Consider the following 18859-nt stretch of genomic DNA (forward strand, 5'->3'; position numbering starts at 1 on the left):
TTGCACAACCGTTGCACACCACTTTCGACGGGCGGGGGAATGCCTTTACCACGCTCTTCCTCGACAGCCAGATCGTCAAGTGGAACATCGACAAAGCGATCCGCTACTACCAAGGTGACAAGTCGGTACAGTACGTGATCGACCGCGTCGACGTCCACTACCAACCGGGACACCTCAACGCATCGATGGGGGAAACGAAAGAGGCCGACGGTCAGTTCCTCGTCACGGGGTGCAAGTTCTCCAAAGACCGTTTCTTGCCGGTGGGGCCCCTCCATCCGGAGAACGAGCAGCTCATCGATATTCGCGGCGAGAAGATGAAGCTTCTGGCCGATCATCCCACCTATCCCGAACCGCACGATTTCATCATCGTGCGCCGCGATCGCATTCGGACGCAACAAGTGGGCAAGCTCGACGAACACCCGCTGGCGTTGAAACGGGTCGAGGATTCGGGCGTGTTCCGCGAGGGCAACAAGGTGACGGTAAAAGTCGCCACATACGCGCCGCAGTACCAATTGCGCGAGTTCGAAGTGAAGGTTGGCGACGAAGTGACGATCATTGTCACCAACATGGATATCGTCGAAGACCTGACGCATGGGTTCGCGATCCCCGAGTACGACATCAACTTCATCGTCAACCCGCAAGAAACCCGGTCGGTCACGTTCATCGCGGATAAACCGGGCGTCTTCTGGTGCTATTGCACACACTTCTGCCATGCGCTCCACTTGGAGATGCGTTCGCGGATGATCGTCCGTCCGGCATGACGGTTCTGCATTGATAAATGCGCTGCCCTTTCGAGGGGCAGCGCGCGTTTCCCCCAACAGGAGACAATCGTGGTCGGTTGCCATCGATTTTTGCATTGGTTGGGGGCGCTGCTCACCTGGCTGGTCGCTGCCACGGTGGTTGCAGCGCCGAACGCCAAGCTCTACCAAGCGCAATTGCCCCTCGCGCTCTTTTCCGCTCCCGACCTCTGCGCGTACGCTCCCTGCAACGCGGTTTTTCCAGAAGCGAATCGTTTTTCGCAACGCAAGGGAAATCCCCCTTATGTCGAAGCGTGGCGTGACGAAGGGGGCAAAAAGCAATTGCTCGGCTACCTCGCGCTTTCCACCGATGTCACCAAGATCCCTGCCTATTCCGGTAAGACACTGATTTCCCTGATCGGCATCACGCGTGACGGTCGATTTGCACGGGTGGCATTACTCAACCACTCGGAACCGATCCTGCTTTTGGGCATCCCGGAAGAGAAATTGATCGCGTTCAACGAACAATACACCGGGAAACCGATCACCACGCGTATCGAAATCGGTAAGGTTGAGGACGAAAGCGGTAACGCGATCGGGATCGATGGCCTCTCGGGGGCCACGGTCACGGTGGTGGTGCAAAACCAGATCGTGCGCGCGGTGGCGCGTGCGGTGGGGCGGCAGGTTGGGTTGATCACCCAGGTGGAACGTCCGGAAGCGCGTTTCGTGACCACCGGGAGACGCTATTCGTGGCAGGAACTCGAGCAGCTGGGGCTGGTACAGACGTTACGAGTCTATCCTTCTGACCTCGGTTGGGATACCCCGTCTGCGCCATCGGATGCGAACGCAGCCGCAGGGGCAGCGGGGGATGCGAAAACCGGTGAAGCGCCCGCGCTCGAAGTGCGGTTCGGGTTGCTCGACCATCCCGACGTCGGGAAAAGCCTGCTGGGGGAAGCGGGTTGGGAAAGCCTGAAGGCACGGCTCAAACCGGGTGAAAATGCGATTTTCGTCATTCGGACCGCTGGAAGCGAATCGTTCAAAGGATCGGGATTCGTTCGCGGCGGCGTATTCGATCGGATCCAGTTGCGCCAATTGGGTGATGTGTTTACGTTCCGCGATCTCGACTACGTGCCACTCTACGATCTGGTCGCAGAGGGAACGCCGGCTTTCGACGAATCGGGGATCTTCATCGTTCGCGATCCGGCTTTTTCGGCGGCCTATCCGTGGGAGTTCGTGTTTCTTGGGAACCGAATCGTCGACAAACTGACCGGTCATCGTGAGTACGTGAGTTTTGGGCAGAGCTATTGGTTGCCGGAATCGATGCTGGAGGGGGGGCGGCCGGAGTTGCCCAAACCCGAGGCGAGCTGGATGCGTTTCTGGAAGACCCGGACGGCGGAGATCGGTCTGTTCGTCGCGACATTGCTGGCAATGGCAGGAGTTTATGCGGCGCGTGATCGTCTGACTGCACGGGCGACCCGCAAACGGAAATGGCCTGTCGACGGGTTCAAGTACGCCTTTTGGCTGATCAGCGTCTTCTTCTTCGGTTGGCACCTACTGGCGCAACCGTCGATTACCCAGGTATTGACGTGGTTCCATAGTTTGCTGACCGAGTGGCGCTGGGAGCTGTTTCTCACCGATCCCTTCATTTTCCTGTTCTGGATTTTCATCGTCGTCACAATTTTCGTTTGGGGGCGCGGCCTCTTCTGCGGCTGGGCATGCCCGTTCGGTTCGCTTTCCGAACTGCTGTTCAAAGTGGCGCAATGGGTTGGGCTGAAACGGTTCCAGTTTCAACTGCCGATGCGTTGGCACCTGCGGTTGAAAAATCTGAAATACGGCATTTTCCTGTTCTTGCTCGCCGTTTCCGCGTTCTCGATGCCGCTCGCCGAGAAGTTGGCGGAAGTGGAGCCGTTCAAAACGACGTTCTTGGTGGGAATCCTGGAGCGGGGGGGACTCTTCGCTGCCTATGCCTCGGTACTCCTTGGGCTTTCCCTCTTCATGGAGCGCCCCTTTTGCAAATATCTCTGTCCGCTGGGCGCCGCGCTGGCGTTGCCAACCACGTTCCGGTGGTTTGGATTGCGCCGGAAAGCGGAATGCACGCAATGCACGGCGTGCGCGCGTGGTTGTGGGTCGTTGGCGATCGATGCGGTTGGCCGAATCGACCACCGTGAATGCATGCTTTGCCTGGATTGCATGGTACTGTACCATGATCCCCATGCTTGCCCGCCGTTGGCCGCAGAACGGAAGCGGCGGGAAAAACTCGGGTTGCCGCTGACGCCGGTTGGGAAAGATGGTTATTTCATTCCCATCCAACCCGTTGCGGTGAAGCAAGAAGGGTGAGCGCGCAGAAGGGGGCAACGATGATGGCAACAACGCACGCAAAACAGACGCTCGATCCGAACTGTTTGACGGAACCGGTGATGCCGCCGTTCCTGGCGCGGACGGGATGGCAGCGGTGGATTGCCGAGGCGTGGGATCACCTCTGGCCGTGGCGCCGAGACGCGCTGCCCCAGATGTGGCGGTGGGCGACGATGCTCTTTGCGCTCTGGGTGACATTGGCGTGGTTGATGGGGGCAGTGGGCCGAATCGCGTCGCCGTGGCTCATCGCGTGGTGGGTTGCGTGGAGTGCGGTCGAACTTCTGGTGCGGCTACGGAGCAAACCCTACGTGAAGGACGGGCCGTGGTGGGGAAGCCGTTTTCGGCGTGCGGACTGGCTCGATCTCTTGGCGTACGTGGGCTTCAAGAATCTCTTGATCGGCGCGGTGCTCTTTTGGGCAGTGCGTTGGTTGGGGGGAACGGGTTGATCGCACATTCGTCCCGTTTCGAGTCGCGACCACACGCCCGCTGGGGGGTGTTCCTGGTGCTTTTCGGGTGTGCGGTCGTCGCGGGGGGATGGTCGGTGGAAGCACGCTCAGCACCGCCGGAAACGCCACCTGCGGAGTCTTCCCCAACCGAACGTTTCGTCGCGGATGACGCCGCATTACAACAGGCACTGGAAGAGGCCCCTGCGGGAAGCGTGATCCGTGTGGCACCTGGCGTCTATCGGGGGCCATTGCGTATCGCCAAACCGCTGGAGTTGCGTGCCGCTGGTCGCCGGACAGTTATCGACGGCGGTCTTGAGGGGCATGTGATCGAAATCATTGCCCCGGATGTCACGGTCGAGGGGTTCATCATTCGCAATTCGGGCGGTGACGTCCAGGCGGAACATTCGGGCATCCGGGTGCAACCGGGTGCGCACCGTGCGGTGATTCGCAACAACGTGTTCAGTTACGTTACCTTCGGCGTCTATGTCGAGAAGGCCGATTACGTTCGGATCGAAGGGAACGTCATCACCGGCAAACGCGATTTCCTCTCCCCGAAACGCGGCAACGGGATCCAGCTCTACAACGCGCAACATGCGCAGGTCGTCGGCAACGACATCTCGTTCGTTCGCGACGGAATCTACGTCGATGTCTCGCACGACGCGCGCTTTCGCCGCAACCGGCTGCACCATTTGCGTTACGGCACCCATTATATGAACTCCTACCGCAACGTGTGGGAAGAGAACGAGGTGTTCTTCACGCGAACCGGGCTCGCGTTGATGGAGGTACGCGATCAGGTAGTGCGCAACAACCGTGTCTGGGGGAATTCCGATATTGGCATCATGTTGCGCACCTTGCAAAACGGGGTAGTCGAGGGGAACGTTACTGCGGGTAACGGTCGTGGCTTTTTCATTTACAACACCAACTATTCGGTGATCCGGGACAACGTCGTCGTGGACAACCAGGTAGGGGCACACGTTTCTGCGGGGTTTACGTTCAACCAGGTCGAGCACAACGACTTCATCGGCAACGCGCAAAACATCCGCTACGCCGGAACGCGCAACCTGGTGTGGGGTGAGAAAGCGGGCAACCATTGGAGTCAATATGTGGGATGGGATCGGGACGGCGATGGCATCGGGGATGTGCCTTACGAAGCCGTGGGCGTCGTGGATCGTCTGCTGTGGCGCTACCCGTTGGCGCAGGTGCTGTTCTCTTCGCCTGCGTTGGAATTGATTCGCTACGTCAGCGCGCAATTCCCGATTTTGAAAACCCCAACGGTGATCGATCCCAAACCGCACCTCAAACCGATCCATCAGCAAGGAGCAGCGTGGTATGGCCACCGATTCCACCCACAGCAATGACGTCGTCGTCCGTGCCGAACATGTCGTGCGCCGTTTCGGTACGAAAGTGGCGGTGGCCGACGTCTCTTTTACGGTGAACCGCCAAGAGCGTTTCGCGCTCATTGGTCACAACGGCGCAGGGAAGAGCACGCTTTTTCGCATGATGTTGAGTCTGTTGCCACCCAGCTCAGGAACGATCACGCTCTTTGGCGAACCGGTGACGGGCAGGGACGATGCCAACCAACGCGCAGTGCGACGGATGATCGGCTATTTGCCCGAACAGGTGGTGCTCTACGACAATCTCACGGCGGAAGAAACGTTACGCTATTTCGCCGAACTCAAAGGGGTGGTTGTCGACGCGCACGAAATCGCGGAGCGGCTAGACGAAGTGGGGTTGTTGCGGGTTGCGAAACAGCCGGTGCGGGGATTTTCCAAAGGAATGCGACAACGGCTGGGGTTGGCACAAGCGCTGCTTGGCGAACCGAAGTTACTCTTCCTCGACGAACCCACCAGCGGTCTGGACCCGATGGGAATTCGGGATTTTTATCAACTGGTCGATCGCTGGCAAGCCCGTGGGACGACCGTGGTCGTTTCCTCCCATATCCTTGCCGAGATCGAATTACGCGCCGATCGTATCGCAATCCTTGCGCAAGGGCGTTTGGTTTCCGTTGGTTCGGTGTTCGAACTTCGACAGCAAGCAGCGTTGCCCGCCCGCCTATGGGTCCAAGCGCGCGATGCAAGCGCTGTCGCGACGCTGATCGCGTCAGCGGAGCGACTCGGGGTGACGGTTGACGAACGAACGGAAATGGGTGTCTGGTTCTTGTGGCCGAGCGAGAAGAAAGAGCGCGCGCTGGCGTGGCTACTCGAGCAGCGCGAACATTGGCTCGATTGGGCATGGCGCGATGCGACGCTCGAAGAGGTCTTCTTTGCGTTGGCGCTGAAAGAGCAGACGAGACAAGCAGAAGCGGAGGTGGCATGAACGGGGCGTTTTTGGCGATCGCTCGGAAAGAGTTCCGTGACCGCGTCCGCAGCCGCTGGGTATGGGTGGTGGCGATCGTTTTCGCGCTGTTTTCTTTGGCAATCGCCTTCTTGGGCGGGGCTGCGCAGGGTGCGGTGGGAATACGCAGTGTCGAGGCAGCGATTGCGAGCCTGACCAGTTTGGCCATCTTTCTGGTGCCGCTGATCGCATTGGTGTTGGGGTATGACGCGGTGGTGGGGGAGCGCGAGCGGGGTACGCTCGACCTGTTGTTGTCGTTGCCCATTCCGAAAAGGGCAATCGTCGTCGGCAAATTTCTCGGGTTGGGGGCGGCGCTGGCGGCGGCAACCGGGGTGGGATTGGGCGCAGCGGGGATCGTTTTGGCTTTGCGCGTGGGATGGTCGGTGTGGAGCATATGGGCCCAGTTCGCGCTCGGATGCATCCTGCTCGGTCTCGACTTTCTGGCGATTGCGATCTGGTTGTCGACTTGGGCGCGCGATCGCAGTCGCGCGTCCGGAGCTGCGATTGCGGTGTGGTTTGCGCTCATTTTGGTCTTCGATCTGATCTTGCTCGCAGCGATGGTGGGGTTGGGCGCCCACCCTGCCGGACGTTGGTTGCCCTGGGTCATGCTGCTCAACCCCGCGGATCTTTTCCGTGTCTGGGGGTTGGCGTCGATCGGGAACGTTCAAGCGTTACGAGGGGTATCCGAACTTTTTCCCTCGGTGGTGGCGCAGCAGCCCTTTTGGTTGGCGGTGGCGCTGTTGGGTTGGACGGTTGGACCCCTCGCGTTGGCGATTCGCCGTTTTCGCCATGATGGTAAGGAGTTGTGATGCGTATTCGAAATGCAAGGCAGTGGTGGGGCTTCTGGGGAACCGTATTGTTCTCGGTTGGCTTGCTAACTGCATGCTCTTCCGATAGTGCCAGCAATGCGGCACCGAAGGATTTTTCGGAGGGCGATGCCTGTGTGCTCGACGGCATGTATCTTGCCGATTTCCCCGGCCCCAAAGGTCAGTTGCGCTATGCCGATGGCCGAGTCGATTGGTTCTGCGACACGGTTGAGCTACTCCATACCTTGCTGGCGCCGGAGTCGGTGGAATCGATCACGGGTGCATTCGTTCAGGACATGGCGAAGGCCGATTGGGAGCGACCGCGCGGTCATTGGATCGACGCGCGCAGCGCGTTCTATGTCTTCGGCTCTTCGCGCTTGGGTTCGATGGGACCTACCGCAGTCAGTTTCGCCCACCGCGCCGATGCGGAGGTATTTGCCCGCAACTACGGTGGGACGGTGAAGACATTTGCCGAGGTGACGGCCGAGGATGTCCGTCTCGACGGCGCGGCGCTGCACGACGACAAAATGTAAGGAGGCCGTATGGCGTTCGACGATTTTTATCGGGGCATTCCCGCTCCACTGGCGCAAGAGATCGACGCGTTGTCGCTACTCGTCTACCGTTGTCGCACTGCAGCCAAAGCGTTGTTGGAAGCCGAAGGGGTTGTCGAACTTGCCGAATGGTATGCGCGCTTTCCCCAGCTCGAACCTGCTTTGGCGCATGAGGGATGGGAACGTTACCTCAGCGCGGCTGTCCTGACGACGCAGTGGGAGCAGGCGCGGCGGCAATTGGCGGAAAAATTGCGTGCAGCGCAAGGCGAAATGGTTGAGCCTACCGGTGCGGCAATTTTGCCGTTGGATGCGATCGCGGCTTACCTGGCGGAGGCGGATCGGGACGAACTCGGCATAGTCGAATGGGAGCGGATGCTCGATTGCCTCCGCTGCACGCTTCGTAACGGTACGACACTGTGGGTGCGTTACGCGGCGCCCGATGCGTACAGTTTCGTATGGCAGACCGATTCTGACGTGCAAGGGCGTATCGATACCGCCCCACATGCGCAAGGTGGAGGAAACCCGCACCGTCATGGTGCTGATGGTTCGGTTGTCGCCGATACGCTCACTTCGGTTTCCGCGTTGCCGGAAGCCAATTTCGTCCGGGTCGTGAACGCCGTGTATTCGCCGGAGTGATTCGCGGTGGCGGGGAAAGAAGCGGCCCATAGACGGCGTGAGGTGGTGCTCACGTTCGCGTCGTTGGTGAGCGCTGCAGCTGCGGGATTGTGGGCGTACCACTTTCAGGCCGAACGCGCAGCGCAGAAAGCGGAGGAGGGGGCGCATTGTGAAACCGACCTCGAGGCGCGAACCCCGCCCCGTCCCTACGATCCTGCGCGGGACGGTCCAAATCCTCTGGCGCCCCGCTCGATTCCAGATGAGGCGCGTTGCCCGATCTGCGGAATGTACCCGGCGCGTTACCCACGGTGGGCGGCGCAGCGAATCGACAGCGGGGGACGGGTCGATTTTTACGACGCGCCGCGTGATTTGGTGATCCATGACCAGTGGTTGCGACAAGAAAAGGGAGTGGCGGAAGATCGTCGCGTTGCCGCGGCCATTTGGGTGCGTGATTATTGTAGTGAAACGCCGTCCTGGGTTGCTGCAGATGCCGCGTGGTTTGTCTGGTCACCGAAAATCATCGGTCCGATGGGGCGTCCGGAGCCGGCCGCGTGCGCGACGGAGCAAGCGGCTCGGACGTTGGCTGAAGCCAAGGGTGGTGAGGTGTTGCGCTTCGCAGATCTCTACACGCGATTCCGGTGGTAGACCCTTATGGGGTCGTCAACCACGGTTTGCATTTGGGGTAGAGTGAAAAGAAGAGGGCGGGCACTGCTTCGCGCGGCAATGCATCCAAGGTGTTCTTGATGAAGAGCCCCAACGCCGTGTCACCGCTGACCCGAAGTCGACGCTGAAAAAAGAGCGTATCGCTGTCTTCTTCTTGCGCGATGAGTGCGCAATAGACCGCGAGCGGCGCGGTAAAGGTAACGCGCGGGGGCATCTCTCCGGTGAGGGGACGAAACCCGAAGGGCGCTAGGGCGAAATCGAATTGCCAGGGAAAATCGGTGATGATGAGGCGGACCGGTTGATCCCAGAGCGAACGACGCGTTTCCGGGTTGAGAAAGGGCAACAAGTGACGGTTGAGCGCATGGCAGAAAAGCGCATTTGCCGGATAACGCGGAAGCTGGGCAAGTAACGCGAAAAACGGGGTGCGCGATCGATTCGGGTCAGCCATGATCGGCGATCCATTCGTGTCCGGCTTTGCCAAACCAGTAACCATTACAGCACCGTTGCGGGTCGATCCATGGTGCGTCTGGAGTGGGAGTGGCGTCGCGCCATGCGGCAACCGCTTCGATCGCCGCTATCGTGTCGTTGAGGTTGGGCACGATCCGAACGGCGTCGGCCAGCGCGCACACTTCGTCGAGTCGGTCAAGAAGTGACCACCAACGCGCCGACTGGGTCTGGACACCGTTCATACGAAGAAAGTGATCCCCTTCCTGCGTTTCGATCAGGAGCCCTTCGGGCCATTGTTGACACAGGAACCCGCAGTCGTCTTTGGGGCGCCCGTACCGGCGTGCGGTGAAGCAGCGCGATGAGTGGGCGAGCGCTAAGGGTCCCCAGACGGTAATTTCGGTGGTCATGCCCAGTGAATGGGCAAGTGGTACCAAGTGCGATAGGTCTTCGCGACTCAATTCGTGGTGGGGTACCCAACGGCTCGCACCCATCGCAGCAAAGGTACGCAAGGTGTCTCCGTGGTAGATGTTGAGCTGCGCGCCAGCCGTCCAATCGGAGATATTGGCCGCTTCCAGGAGCGCAACCATGGTGAGATCGTTGGCTTCCAGCGGCCAGCCGGAATCACACAGTTTTCGTAACCACTTGATCTGGCTGGTCGATTCGATCAGGGTGTATCCCGAAAGAACCACTGTTTTGCCGGCATCGCGCAACAGGGTGGCGATGGCGAGCCAATCGGCAACTTTGAGCGTTTGCCGCCGCGGACAGACGATTTCGCCCAGATAGACGCGATCGACTGCGGTTTCGGCAATTCGCGCATAAAATTCGAATGTCGCCTGTTTGGTCCAGAAATAGGGAAGGGGCGCAAGCGCGATTTCCATCGTCATTTCCACGGACGGCTATAAGGGCCCAGCGTTGTCTGGTTTCCTTCGCTGATGCGTGCCAGTTCGTTCTGCCATGCAGTTTGAACCGTGTAACGCTCCGGGTTTGCGGTCAGCGCATCGATCGCACGCCGCCAGACTTGGGTGACGGTGCGGACATAAGCGACGCTTCGTTGGCGCCCTTCGATTTTGATCGCGCGGACACCACACTGCTTCAACTGCGGGAGCAGGTCGAGCGTGTTGAGGCTCGTTGGGGATTCAAGCGCGTATCCGATTTCCCCGTCGACGCGAAAGCGTCCTTTGCACAAGGTGGGATAACCCGCGGGTTCGTCAGGTGCGTAACGGTCGATCAAAAAGCCGTTGAGGCGAGCCTCCAACCCGTTTTCCTTTTCTTCCCACGAGACGAAACGTGCCGGCGAGCAGGCGCCTTGATGATTGGGGGCCTCTCCGGTTGCGTAGCTCGACAACGAACAACGCCCTTCCACCATGATGCAGAGTCCGCCAAAACCAAAGACCTCGATTTCGAGCGGTGCGGCGTCTCGTGCCACCTGCTGGACTTGATCGATACTGAGGACTCTTGGGAGGACGGCTCGAACGACGCCAAAGCGGCGTGCCAAGAGTTGCAATGCCGGTGCTGAGGTGGCCGAAGCCTGAACCGAGGCGTGCAAGCGCAGTTCTGGGAAACGCTCCCGCGCATAGGCCATCAAGCCGAGGTCAGCGAGAATGAGGGCGTCGACACCGAGCGCGGCAGCGTGATCGATCGCACGATGCCATTCACTGCAGTTGTGCTCTTTCGGGTAGGTGTTGATCGCCAAAAAGACGCGAACACCGCGTTGTTGTGCCCAGGCAATACTCGCTCCCAGTTCGTCGGGGGAAAAGTTGAGCCCAGGGAAATGGCGTGCGTTCGTTGCGTTTTTCAGCCCTAAATAGACCGCGTCAGCGCCCGCTTCGACTGCGGCGCGCAACATCGCCGCGTTGCCCGCAGGGCAGACGAGTTCCAACGTTCCTGACTGCACGGCAAAGTGCCTCTGCCTGTGGGATGCAATAAAAGAAGCGTAGCAGGTTTGCGCCGCTCTTGCCTTGATCGGCATCAAGAAAACGGGGCAGAGGTCACCCGCTGTTTCTGAGCCCCGCGGCAATCCCGTTGATCGAGAGGTGGATCCCAAGACGCAGCCGCGGATCGTCTTCGCCCGCGCGGTGACGGCGCAGCAGCTCCACTTGCACCAGGTGCAGCGGGTCGATATAGGGGAAGCGGTTCTGGACCGAGCGTTTGAGGAGCGGGTTGCTGTCGAGCAGTTCGCGTTGCCCGGTGAGGGTGAGGAGCCAGCGGACGGTGCGGCTCCATTCGTCGCGAATCCGCGCAAAGATCGACTGGGCGAGCGCCTGGTCGCGCACGAGCGCGACGTACCGTTCCGCAATTGCCAGGTCGCTCTTGCCCAGCACCATGTCCATGTTGTGGAGCATCGCGGTGAAGAAGCTCCATTCGCGCGCCATGCGCTGCAATAGCGCAATACGCGCCGCTGCCGTTTCGCCGGCCTGTTCCGCTTCATGGACCCATGCTTCGACGGCGCTGCCAAAGCCGTACCAACCGGGGAGCATGATCCGCGCTTGCGACCAGGAGAAGACCCAGGGAATCGCGCGCAGATCTTCGATGTTCCGGCTCTTGGCGCGCGACGCCGGGCGCGAACCGATGTTGAGGTGCGCGATCTCCTCGATCACCGTCGCTTCCCAGAAGAAGGTTTCGAACCCTTCGGTCTCGTAGACAAGCGCACGGTAGGCGCGAAACGCGTGGTCGGAGAGTTCGGCCATCACCGTTTCGAAACGGGGATCGGGCGCCGAGCCGTCCTTACCCAAGAGCGACGCTTCGATGGTTGCGGCGACCAAGACTTCCAGGTTGCGCTGCCCGAGCTCCGGATTCGCATATTTCGCCGCGATCACCTCTCCCTGTTCGGTCAATTTCAGTTGCCCTGCTACCGCCCCTTTGGGTTGTGCCAGGATCGCCTGGTAGCTGGGGCCACCGCCGCGCCCCACCGATCCGCCGCGGCCGTGGAAGAGGCGCAGCGTGATCCCGATCTGCTCCGCCGTTGCCACCAGGGTTTGTTGTGCGCGGTAGAGCGCCCAGTTCGCAGTGACGAAGCCGCCGTCCTTGTTCGAATCGGAATAGCCCAGCATGATCTCTTGCCGGTTACCGCGCGCGGCCACCCACGCACGGTATTCGGGAAGCGCGTAGAGGTCACGCAGGATTTGCGGCGCCGCTTCCAGGTCGGCGATCGTTTCGAAGAGCGGGACGATATCGACGGCCAAATGGTTGCGCCACGGCTGCAGCAGCCCCACTTCTTTGAGGAGCATCGCCACTTCCAGGATATCGGAGACGGCGTCGGTCTTCGAGATCACGTACTGTTCGATCACGCGCGGCCCGATGGTGTCGTGCGCCCAGCGCGCGGTGCGGAAGATCTCGAGTTCGCTCTGCGTGGTCGCGCTGTAGGACCAGTCGGGGTTGGTGAGCGGCCGTGCAGTCGCGAGTTCCCTGCGCAGCAGCGCCACCCGCTCCGTTTCGGGTAGGCGCCGGTAATCGACGTCAGGATGTGCCGCGGCGATGAGTTCGGCGATCACCGCTTCGTGCACGGCGCTGTTTTGCCGCAGGTCGAGGTGCGCCAAATGAAACCCGAAGACGCGAACCGCGGTGCGCAGCTCCGCCAGTGCCCCGTCGGCGATTTCGCTAAGCCCTGCGGCGGTGAGTGAACCGTGAATCGTTTCCAAATCGGCGGCGAAGGCTTCTGCCGACGGATAGGGCGGCAGTTCGACGCTCGGAAGGCGCCGCGGCAGATGTCCGACCAGTTGCTGGTAGGTTGCGGCCAGGCGTGCGTAGATCGCGATCAACGCCAGACGGTAGCGCTCGTCGGCGCGGTGCGGAGAGGGCGAACCCGCTTGTTCGGCCAGCGCGTCGAGTTCGGGCGTGACAGGCGACAGGCCAGCAGCAAGCGGCAGTGTCCCGCCGAGTCGGTGGACCGCGTCGAGGTAAGATTCGAGCGCAGCCGCGGCGTTGCGGATCACCGCGGCGCGCAACACCTCGGCGGTGACAAAGGGATTCCCGTCACGATCGCCGCCCACCCACGAACCGATCTGCAGGAAAGGGGTCTCAGCCCAGCGGCCGACGAGCCGCGCCAACCGGCGGTAGAGTTTGGGCAATTGCGGCAAGAAGGTGCTGCGGAAGTAGTTGAGGACGTTGTTCGCTTCGTCGAGCACCGAAATGCGCGTCGGACGAATCAAGCGGGTGAGCCACAGGGTGCGGATCGCCCGCTCGATCGCGGCGTCGACCTCGGCGCGCTCTTCCGGGGTGAGCGCGACGCGATCGCGTTCGGCCAGCCAGTGCGCGATCTCTTGTTCGCGCGCGAGCACCGCTTGGCGCTGGACTTCGGTAGGGTGGGCAGTCAGCACGGGACGCACGCACGCCGTGGCCAGGAACTGGGTGAGCGCTGTCCGGGAAACCCCCGCACGTTCGAGCGCCGCGACGGCATGCGCCAACGACCCTTCTTTCGCTGGCGAACCGGCGATCGCGTGCGCGCGGGCGCGTCGCAGATGGTGCTGGTCTTCGGCGATGTTCGCCAGATGGGAAAAGAGCGTGAACGCACGGATCACGACGATCGCCTCGTCCCGTGTCATCCCGTGCAGGAGCGTTTCGAGCGAAGTGGGATCCGTATCGCCACGGTGGATCGCTACCGACGCTTGACGGATCGCTTCGACCAAGGAAAAGATCGCTTCGCCATGTTCGGTGCGGATCGTGTCGCCCAGGCGTTTTCCCAGCTCGCGGATTTCGGCGCGCAGTGGTGCGTCTTTTTCGGTACGGAGGTCGTTCATTTGAGGTTTCCTGAATCAGCGGTTTGCAGCGTGCTGGAGCTGCGCTTCGCCGTCTTCGATCAATTGTTCCAAATAGTAGCTGTAGAACGACTCATCCGGAAGCCCGATGAGCGGCGGTGCCAAGGGCTTGCCGTCGCCATCCACCACCATCACCGTTGGCGTGAGCGTCCCTTTCATCACCCGCGCGAATGCGGCATGGTGCGTGGGGTTGCCTTGAAAATCGATCAGCGGGAGGTCGGCGCGGTCGGCTTCGATGCGACGAAAACGAGCGCGGTCGCGGCGGCTCTGTGCGACGCTTTCCAGATAGCGTTGTGCGCGGACACAATAAGGACATTCGCGGCGTTCGAAGTAAAGCAGAATGGGTTTGCGGGTGGTTTTCGACCAGGCACCGTCCGCGGCAAGGTCGGTAGCGGGCGGTATTTCCGTGTGCGTCTTGGAGATGGGTTCGGTTGGCGCGGCGAACGCGGGTGATACAATCAAAAAAAGCAAGGACGTCAGGGTTCCGAACAGGAGGTGCCGTAACGCTGGTGCGCCCTGACGCCAACGCGCCACGAAAAAGGAACAACGATGCCGCATCATGGTACTCCGTCCCGTTTGGTGATCGCAACCCGGGAAAGCCGCTTGGCGCTCTGGCAAGCGCGCCATGTCCAGAGTCTGTTGCAACGATTGTATCCCGATTGTACGGTCGAACTCTTGGGAATGACAACGCGCGGTGACCAGATTCTCGACCGTCCGCTTGCGAAAATCGGCGGAAAGGGGCTTTTCGTCAAAGAGCTCGAGGTGGCGCTCCTCGAGCGTCGTGCCGACCTTGCGGTCCATTCGATGAAAGACGTGCCGATGGTGCTCGGTGACCCTTTCCGTCTTGCAGCGATCTTACCGCGGGAAATTCCGGAGGATGCCTTCGTTTCGAACCGCTACTTCAGCCTCGACGATTTGCCGCCCGGCGCAGCGGTGGGCACCTCGTCGTTGCGCCGCCAGGCGCAGTTGATCGCGCAATACCCCTATCTGAGCGTCGAACCGCTGCGGGGCAACCTCGATACGCGGCTGCGCAAGCTCGACGAGGGGCGGTACGACGCGATCATCTTGGCTTCCGCGGGGTTGAAACGGTTGGGGCTCGGGGCGCGCATTCGCAGTGTGTTGCCGGTGGCTGAGATGCTCCCGGCAGCGGGCCAGGGGGCGTTGGGTATCGAAGTGTTGACCGATCGACCCGATGTCGCCGAATGGCTCGCGCCGCTGCACGACCCCGAAACGGCGGCGTGCGTCCTCGCCGAGCGGGCGTTCGCGCGTCGGCTGGGGGGCAGTTGTGAGGTGCCGATCGCAGCGTACGCAACCCCGTCAGACGGGCAGATTTGGCTGCGTGGTTTGGTTGCCGAACCCGATGGCAGCGAAATTTTTCGCGGCGAAATACGTGGCGCGTTCGCCGAGGCCGAAACGCTCGGACTGCATTTGGCGGAGCAGCTGATCGCAGAAGGGGCAGAGGCGCTCGTTGCGCGGCTCGCGTGCAACGCCCAAGCTGGATTGGGGTCGTGACCACAGCGCAAAACATGGCGATTGTGGCAGAAAAGCCCGCCGTCTGGGTCACGCGGCCGCTTGCGCAAACCGAGCGGCTGAGCGCACTCCTGCGCGCGCACGGCTGGGAACCGATCGTCGCGCCGCTCTTGGCTATCGAACCGACGGTCACCGAGGAAGCGGCTCGCCAGTGGTCCGAGACGCTCGACGGCTATCGTTGGGTCTTTTTCGTCAGCGCCAACGCGGCGCAGATCGCGGTGCCAGCCATCCGTGACCACCGCCCGTGGCCGCCCGGTCCAGCGGTTGCCACCGTCGGTGCGGGCAGTGCTGCTGCATTGCGGGCGCTCGGTTTCCCCGATGTGTGGTACCCTGTGGATGGCGCCGACAGCGAAGCCGTGTTGGCTGCGTCGTGGACGCAACCCGAGCGCGTTGCCGGGCAGTCGCTTCTCATCGTCAAAGGAGAAGGGGGGCGCGGTCTGCTGACCGAAGCGCTCAGAGCCCGGGGCGCGGAGGTGCACGAATGGATCTGTTACCGCCGACGCGTCGCGCGCTGGCTGCCGCACCATTGGGAACCGTACGCACAAGGGCGGATTGCGGCGCTCCTTATCACCAGCAGTGAAGCAGCGCGGGGATTGCCCGAGGCGATGGGCGCGGAACGCTTCGAAAAGGTGCGTGAACGCCTCTTGGCGGTCGCCAACCATCCCCGCGTCGCTGAGGCGCTGCAGACGTTGGGGTGGCGGCACGTCGTCACGGCGCCGCGTCCGGGAGACGACGCGTTGGTGGCGACGCTACAGGAATGTTATTCGCGGGAGAAGGTGCAATGACGCAAAAAGGGAACCCACGCGCGCGTTCCGATAAGCGCGCAAGGACGGACGAGGCGGAAACGCTCAAAGACAAGGACAGCAAGGACAGTAAGGACAGCCAGCAGGAGTCCGTCAGCGAAAACGCCGCGGAGACGAATCGCACGGAGGTTGTCGAAGAACAATCCGCGTCACCCGGGGCGGGTGCGGTAACGGAATCGTCTGCCCCCGCGGACACCGCGCGTGCAGCGGCGTCCGATGGCGCAGTGCAACCGGAGCAGACACCCGTACAACCCGAAACGCGTTCGCCTCAGGCCAACAACGCGTCTCGGGCAGGCGTGTGGCTCGGTGCGGTGGCGCTCCTCGTTGCGTTGGGTGGGTATGGATACACCCAGTATGTCGTCAAACGGGCGCTCGATCAGGCGCTCGCCGAACGTGCCGAATGGGCGGCGCAAATCACCGCGGTCACCGATCAAGTCAAGACCCAGCAGGCCGTTTTGCAAACCGTCCAGCAGCAGGTTGCCGGACTCGTCGGTGTCGACGCCCAAATCACCGCACTCAAAGAGCAATTGAGCCAACTGGAGACGGCGTTCATCGAGACGCGCGAGCGGCTGGCACGCAACGAAGCGGCGCTCGATCGCCTGCAAGGTATCGCGAAAAGTGCGGCCGAAATGACCGAGGCGTTGGCGAAACTCGGGGATCGGCGCTGGGTCGTCGAAGCCGGCGAGGCACTGGCTTTCGCGCAACGGCAACTGGCGTGGGATGGCAATCTCGACGCCGCGCAAGCGGCGCTCGCGGCGCTCGCTGCCCGACTCAAAGAGGCCGACCGGCCGCTTTTGCGTGAACTGCGCAAAGCCGTCGAAGCCGACCTCCTGGCCGTTCAATCGGCGCCGCGCGTCGATGTCGACGGCATTTTGGCCAAGCTCGACGCGCTCGACGACGCGATCGCGAATGCGCCGTTCGCCTATCTTGCCGAGGTCGATGCCAAGCACAAAGTGGCGGATACCGCAGACGCCTCCGCGCCGTGGTACCAGCGGGCGTGGGCGGCAGTGGTCGCATTCGGCCGTGCCGTTGGTCAAGAGTGGGCCGATTGGCTGCGGTTGGAACGGCTGGACGCCACCGCGCCGGAACTGCTTTCGCCCGAAGCGGCGACTACGCTGCAGCTCAACATCAGCACCTGGATCGCCGCGGCGCGCGTTGCCGCGCAAAGGGGAGACGAAACGGCGTACCAAACGGCGTTGGCGAAACTGGAAAAGACCCTGGCGCGTTACTTCGACCCGAACGCGCCGGCCACCCAGGCCGCAAACGCGGCGATCGCCGCGCTCAAAGCCGAGCGCGTCCATGCCGAACGGCCCACGTTGGCGCGTTCGCTCAAAGCGCTCTCGGAAATCGAGACGCGCCTGGCAGCGCCTGACCTGCAACCCATGGGCAAGGAGTGATGCCATGCGAACCGTCCTTGCTGTCTTGATCGCCGCGGTTGCAGCGGTGGCGTTTGCACTTTGGTTCCAGACGTTGGATGGCTACGTCGTCGCGGTGTTTCCGCCCTACCGTTTTCAGCTCTCGAGCCAGCTGCTTGTCTTGCTGGCACTGCTGTTCCTCTTCGTGGGGTACGGCGTGCTCAGACTGGTGGCGCGGATCGTCGGCACGCCTGGCGCGGTACGCCAATGGCGGGAGCGCCGTCGCTTGCAGCGCGCGCTCGATGCGCTGGAGATGGCGGTCGTGGGGTGGGAGCTCGGTAAACCCAAAATGAGCTTCAAAGCCCTCGACCGTGCGTACCGGCTCAAGCATGGCGCCGCGGCGGCAGCGGCGGCAGCGTGCGAAGCGGCGTTGGCCGTACGTGACGAAGCGCGCGCCGAAAATGCGTTGGCGCGGATTCCGGACGTCGGCGACTGGATGGCCGTACGGCAGGTGTTGGAAGCCCGTTTCGGTTTGGTTTTTCGCCGCATCGATCGGTTGGAGGCTGCGCTGACGGCGCTCGAACGGGGCGGTAAAGTTGCGCCCACCGTCCGCGAGCGGTTGCGCTTGGAAGCGGGCGTACAGCTCGAGCGTTGGGAAATGGCGCTTGAGGCCGCGCGCAAACTGCGCCGTCATGATGCGTTGCCCGCGCCGGAATTCTTGGCGGTGGCGGTGAAAGCCTATCCGGCGTTGCTCGCGGACGCGTTGCGCCGCGGCCGCTCTTTCGACGCGTGGTGGGAAGCGCAACCCAAAGACGAACGGCAATTGCCCGCGATCGTTGCTGCGGTGATCCGCACGTTACGCAGCGAAGGGGAAGCAGCACAGGCGCTGCGGCTAGCCGAAACCTTCCTGCGTCGGCGCTATGCCACCGAAGTCGTTGCCGAGCTTTTGCCGTCGCTTCCTGCGGAACCCGTTTGGCTCGATCGCCTGGAGCGCTGGCTTGGTGACAACGAAAACGATCCCGTCCTGCACGAGGCGCTGCTGCGTTTGACCTTGGGGCTGCAGCTCTGGGGCAAAGCCAAAGGGCACTATGCGCAGTTGTTGCAACTCGATCCGGTGCGGGCGCGGGTCGTCGCCGCGGAAACCCTCCTCCCGCCGGACCGTCTGGCGTTGCCGTGGGATCGTACGCCGAACGCGACCTTCCCCGTTCCGAACAGCACGGAAAACGCTGCGGGGGCGGACGCTTCGGCGTCCGAAGCAGAGCGGGCGGCATCCCAACCTCCTGCCGCGGAAGCAGCGGCGGATACCGAAAGCGAACCGAACCCAACCGCGCGCAAGGCGTGATATGATTCACCCTGCGGCGGGTCGCCCCGCATGGCAGCGTGGGAACCGGGTCAGGGCCGGGAGGCAGCAGCCCTAACCACATCCTGCCAGTGCCGGGGGTCCGGCTCGCCGTCTGACTCGA

General features: G+C 62.0%; 17 protein-coding genes, 1 other RNA gene and 1 pseudogene. 14 read left to right on the forward strand and 5 right to left on the reverse strand.

From position 1 onward, the window contains the following. Positions 1–8: 8 nt before the first annotated feature. The 9 genes and pseudogenes from HPTL_RS01435 to HPTL_RS01475 form a co-directional block, all read left to right on the forward strand. Positions 9–761: pseudogene (locus tag HPTL_RS01435) on the forward strand (TAT-dependent nitrous-oxide reductase); the annotation flags it as partial. 69 nt (positions 762–830) lie between these two features. After that, positions 831–3074, forward strand: a complete 2244-nt coding sequence (locus HPTL_RS01440) for a NosR/NirI family protein (protein ID WP_197713733.1) — start codon at positions 831–833, stop codon at positions 3072–3074. 20 nt (positions 3075–3094) lie between these two features. Then, positions 3095–3538 carry a hypothetical protein gene (locus tag HPTL_RS01445; RefSeq protein WP_197713734.1) on the forward strand — a complete coding sequence of 148 codons (444 nt, stop codon included), beginning with the start codon at positions 3095–3097 and terminating at the stop codon, positions 3536–3538. Further along, a complete protein-coding gene (locus tag HPTL_RS01450; protein WP_197713735.1) occupies positions 3535–4896 on the forward strand; it encodes a nitrous oxide reductase family maturation protein NosD in 1362 nt (453 codons plus the stop codon). Before HPTL_RS01445 ends, HPTL_RS01450 begins: the two co-directional genes overlap by 4 nt. After that, positions 4868–5854, forward strand: coding sequence for an ABC transporter ATP-binding protein (locus tag HPTL_RS01455; protein WP_119334380.1), 987 nt, complete (start codon positions 4868–4870; stop codon positions 5852–5854). The genes HPTL_RS01450 and HPTL_RS01455 overlap by 29 nt, the downstream gene beginning before the upstream one ends. Beyond that, positions 5851–6681, forward strand: coding sequence for an ABC transporter permease (locus HPTL_RS01460; protein WP_119334381.1), 831 nt, complete (start codon positions 5851–5853; stop codon positions 6679–6681). Before HPTL_RS01455 ends, HPTL_RS01460 begins: the two co-directional genes overlap by 4 nt. Next, positions 6681–7211, forward strand: coding sequence for a nitrous oxide reductase accessory protein NosL (locus HPTL_RS01465; RefSeq protein ID WP_119334382.1), 531 nt, complete (start codon positions 6681–6683; stop codon positions 7209–7211). The genes HPTL_RS01460 and HPTL_RS01465 overlap by 1 nt, the downstream gene beginning before the upstream one ends. 9 nt (positions 7212–7220) lie before the next feature. Further along, positions 7221–7865, forward strand: a complete 645-nt coding sequence (locus HPTL_RS01470) for a hypothetical protein (RefSeq protein WP_119334383.1) — start codon at positions 7221–7223, stop codon at positions 7863–7865. 6 nt (positions 7866–7871) lie between these two features. Next, the gene (locus HPTL_RS01475; protein WP_119334384.1) at positions 7872–8489 is read left to right on the forward strand and encodes a nitrous oxide reductase accessory protein NosL; all 618 of its coding nucleotides are present in this window, start codon (positions 7872–7874) and stop codon (positions 8487–8489) included. Positions 8490–8493: 4 nt separating this feature from the next. Here HPTL_RS01475 and ubiT read toward each other — a convergent pair whose 3' ends face one another. From ubiT to HPTL_RS01500, 5 genes are all read right to left on the reverse strand, one after another. Then, positions 8494–8955 carry a ubiquinone anaerobic biosynthesis accessory factor UbiT gene (ubiT, locus tag HPTL_RS01480; RefSeq protein WP_170141235.1) on the reverse strand — a complete coding sequence of 154 codons (462 nt, stop codon included), beginning with the start codon at positions 8953–8955 and terminating at the stop codon, positions 8494–8496. Next, positions 8948–9832, reverse strand: coding sequence for a U32 family peptidase (locus HPTL_RS01485; protein WP_170141236.1), 885 nt, complete (start codon positions 9830–9832; stop codon positions 8948–8950). The genes ubiT and HPTL_RS01485 overlap by 8 nt, the downstream gene beginning before the upstream one ends. 2 nt (positions 9833–9834) lie before the next feature. Then, positions 9835–10833 (reverse strand): ubiquinone anaerobic biosynthesis protein UbiU, encoded by a 999-nt coding sequence (ubiU, locus tag HPTL_RS01490; RefSeq protein WP_197713809.1) that lies wholly within the window; start codon positions 10831–10833, stop codon positions 9835–9837. A 109-nt stretch (positions 10834–10942) separates the two neighbouring features. Beyond that, complete coding sequence (gene ppc / locus HPTL_RS01495; RefSeq protein ID WP_119334388.1) at positions 10943–13690, reverse strand: phosphoenolpyruvate carboxylase; 2748 nt, start codon at positions 13688–13690, stop codon at positions 10943–10945. A 15-nt stretch (positions 13691–13705) separates the two neighbouring features. After that, positions 13706–14179, reverse strand: a complete 474-nt coding sequence (locus tag HPTL_RS01500; RefSeq protein ID WP_170141237.1) for a thioredoxin fold domain-containing protein — start codon at positions 14177–14179, stop codon at positions 13706–13708. Between the two features lie 78 nt (positions 14180–14257). On the opposite strand from HPTL_RS01500, the gene hemC reads away from it, so the two are divergent. The 5 genes from hemC (at position 14258) to ffs (ending at position 18851) form a co-directional block, all read left to right on the forward strand. Then, positions 14258–15220, forward strand: a complete 963-nt coding sequence (gene hemC, locus HPTL_RS01505) for a hydroxymethylbilane synthase (RefSeq protein ID WP_119334390.1) — start codon at positions 14258–14260, stop codon at positions 15218–15220. Then, complete coding sequence (locus HPTL_RS01510; RefSeq protein WP_145981782.1) at positions 15217–16023, forward strand: uroporphyrinogen-III synthase; 807 nt, start codon at positions 15217–15219, stop codon at positions 16021–16023. The genes hemC and HPTL_RS01510 overlap by 4 nt, the downstream gene beginning before the upstream one ends. Further along, positions 16020–17438, forward strand: a complete 1419-nt coding sequence (locus HPTL_RS01515) for a uroporphyrinogen-III C-methyltransferase (RefSeq protein WP_170141238.1) — start codon at positions 16020–16022, stop codon at positions 17436–17438. The genes HPTL_RS01510 and HPTL_RS01515 overlap by 4 nt, the downstream gene beginning before the upstream one ends. A gap of 4 nt (positions 17439–17442) precedes the next feature. Continuing rightward, positions 17443–18738, forward strand: coding sequence for a heme biosynthesis protein HemY (locus HPTL_RS01520; protein ID WP_170141239.1), 1296 nt, complete (start codon positions 17443–17445; stop codon positions 18736–18738). Positions 18739–18753: 15 nt separating this feature from the next. After that, an RNA gene (gene ffs / locus HPTL_RS01525) (signal recognition particle sRNA small type) lies at positions 18754–18851 on the forward strand. The last annotated feature ends 8 nt before the right edge of the window (positions 18852–18859 follow it).

Origin of the sequence: Hydrogenophilus thermoluteolus, assembly GCF_003574215.1 — a bacterium.
GTDB classification, from domain to species: Bacteria; Pseudomonadota; Gammaproteobacteria; order Burkholderiales; family Rhodocyclaceae; genus Hydrogenophilus; species Hydrogenophilus thermoluteolus.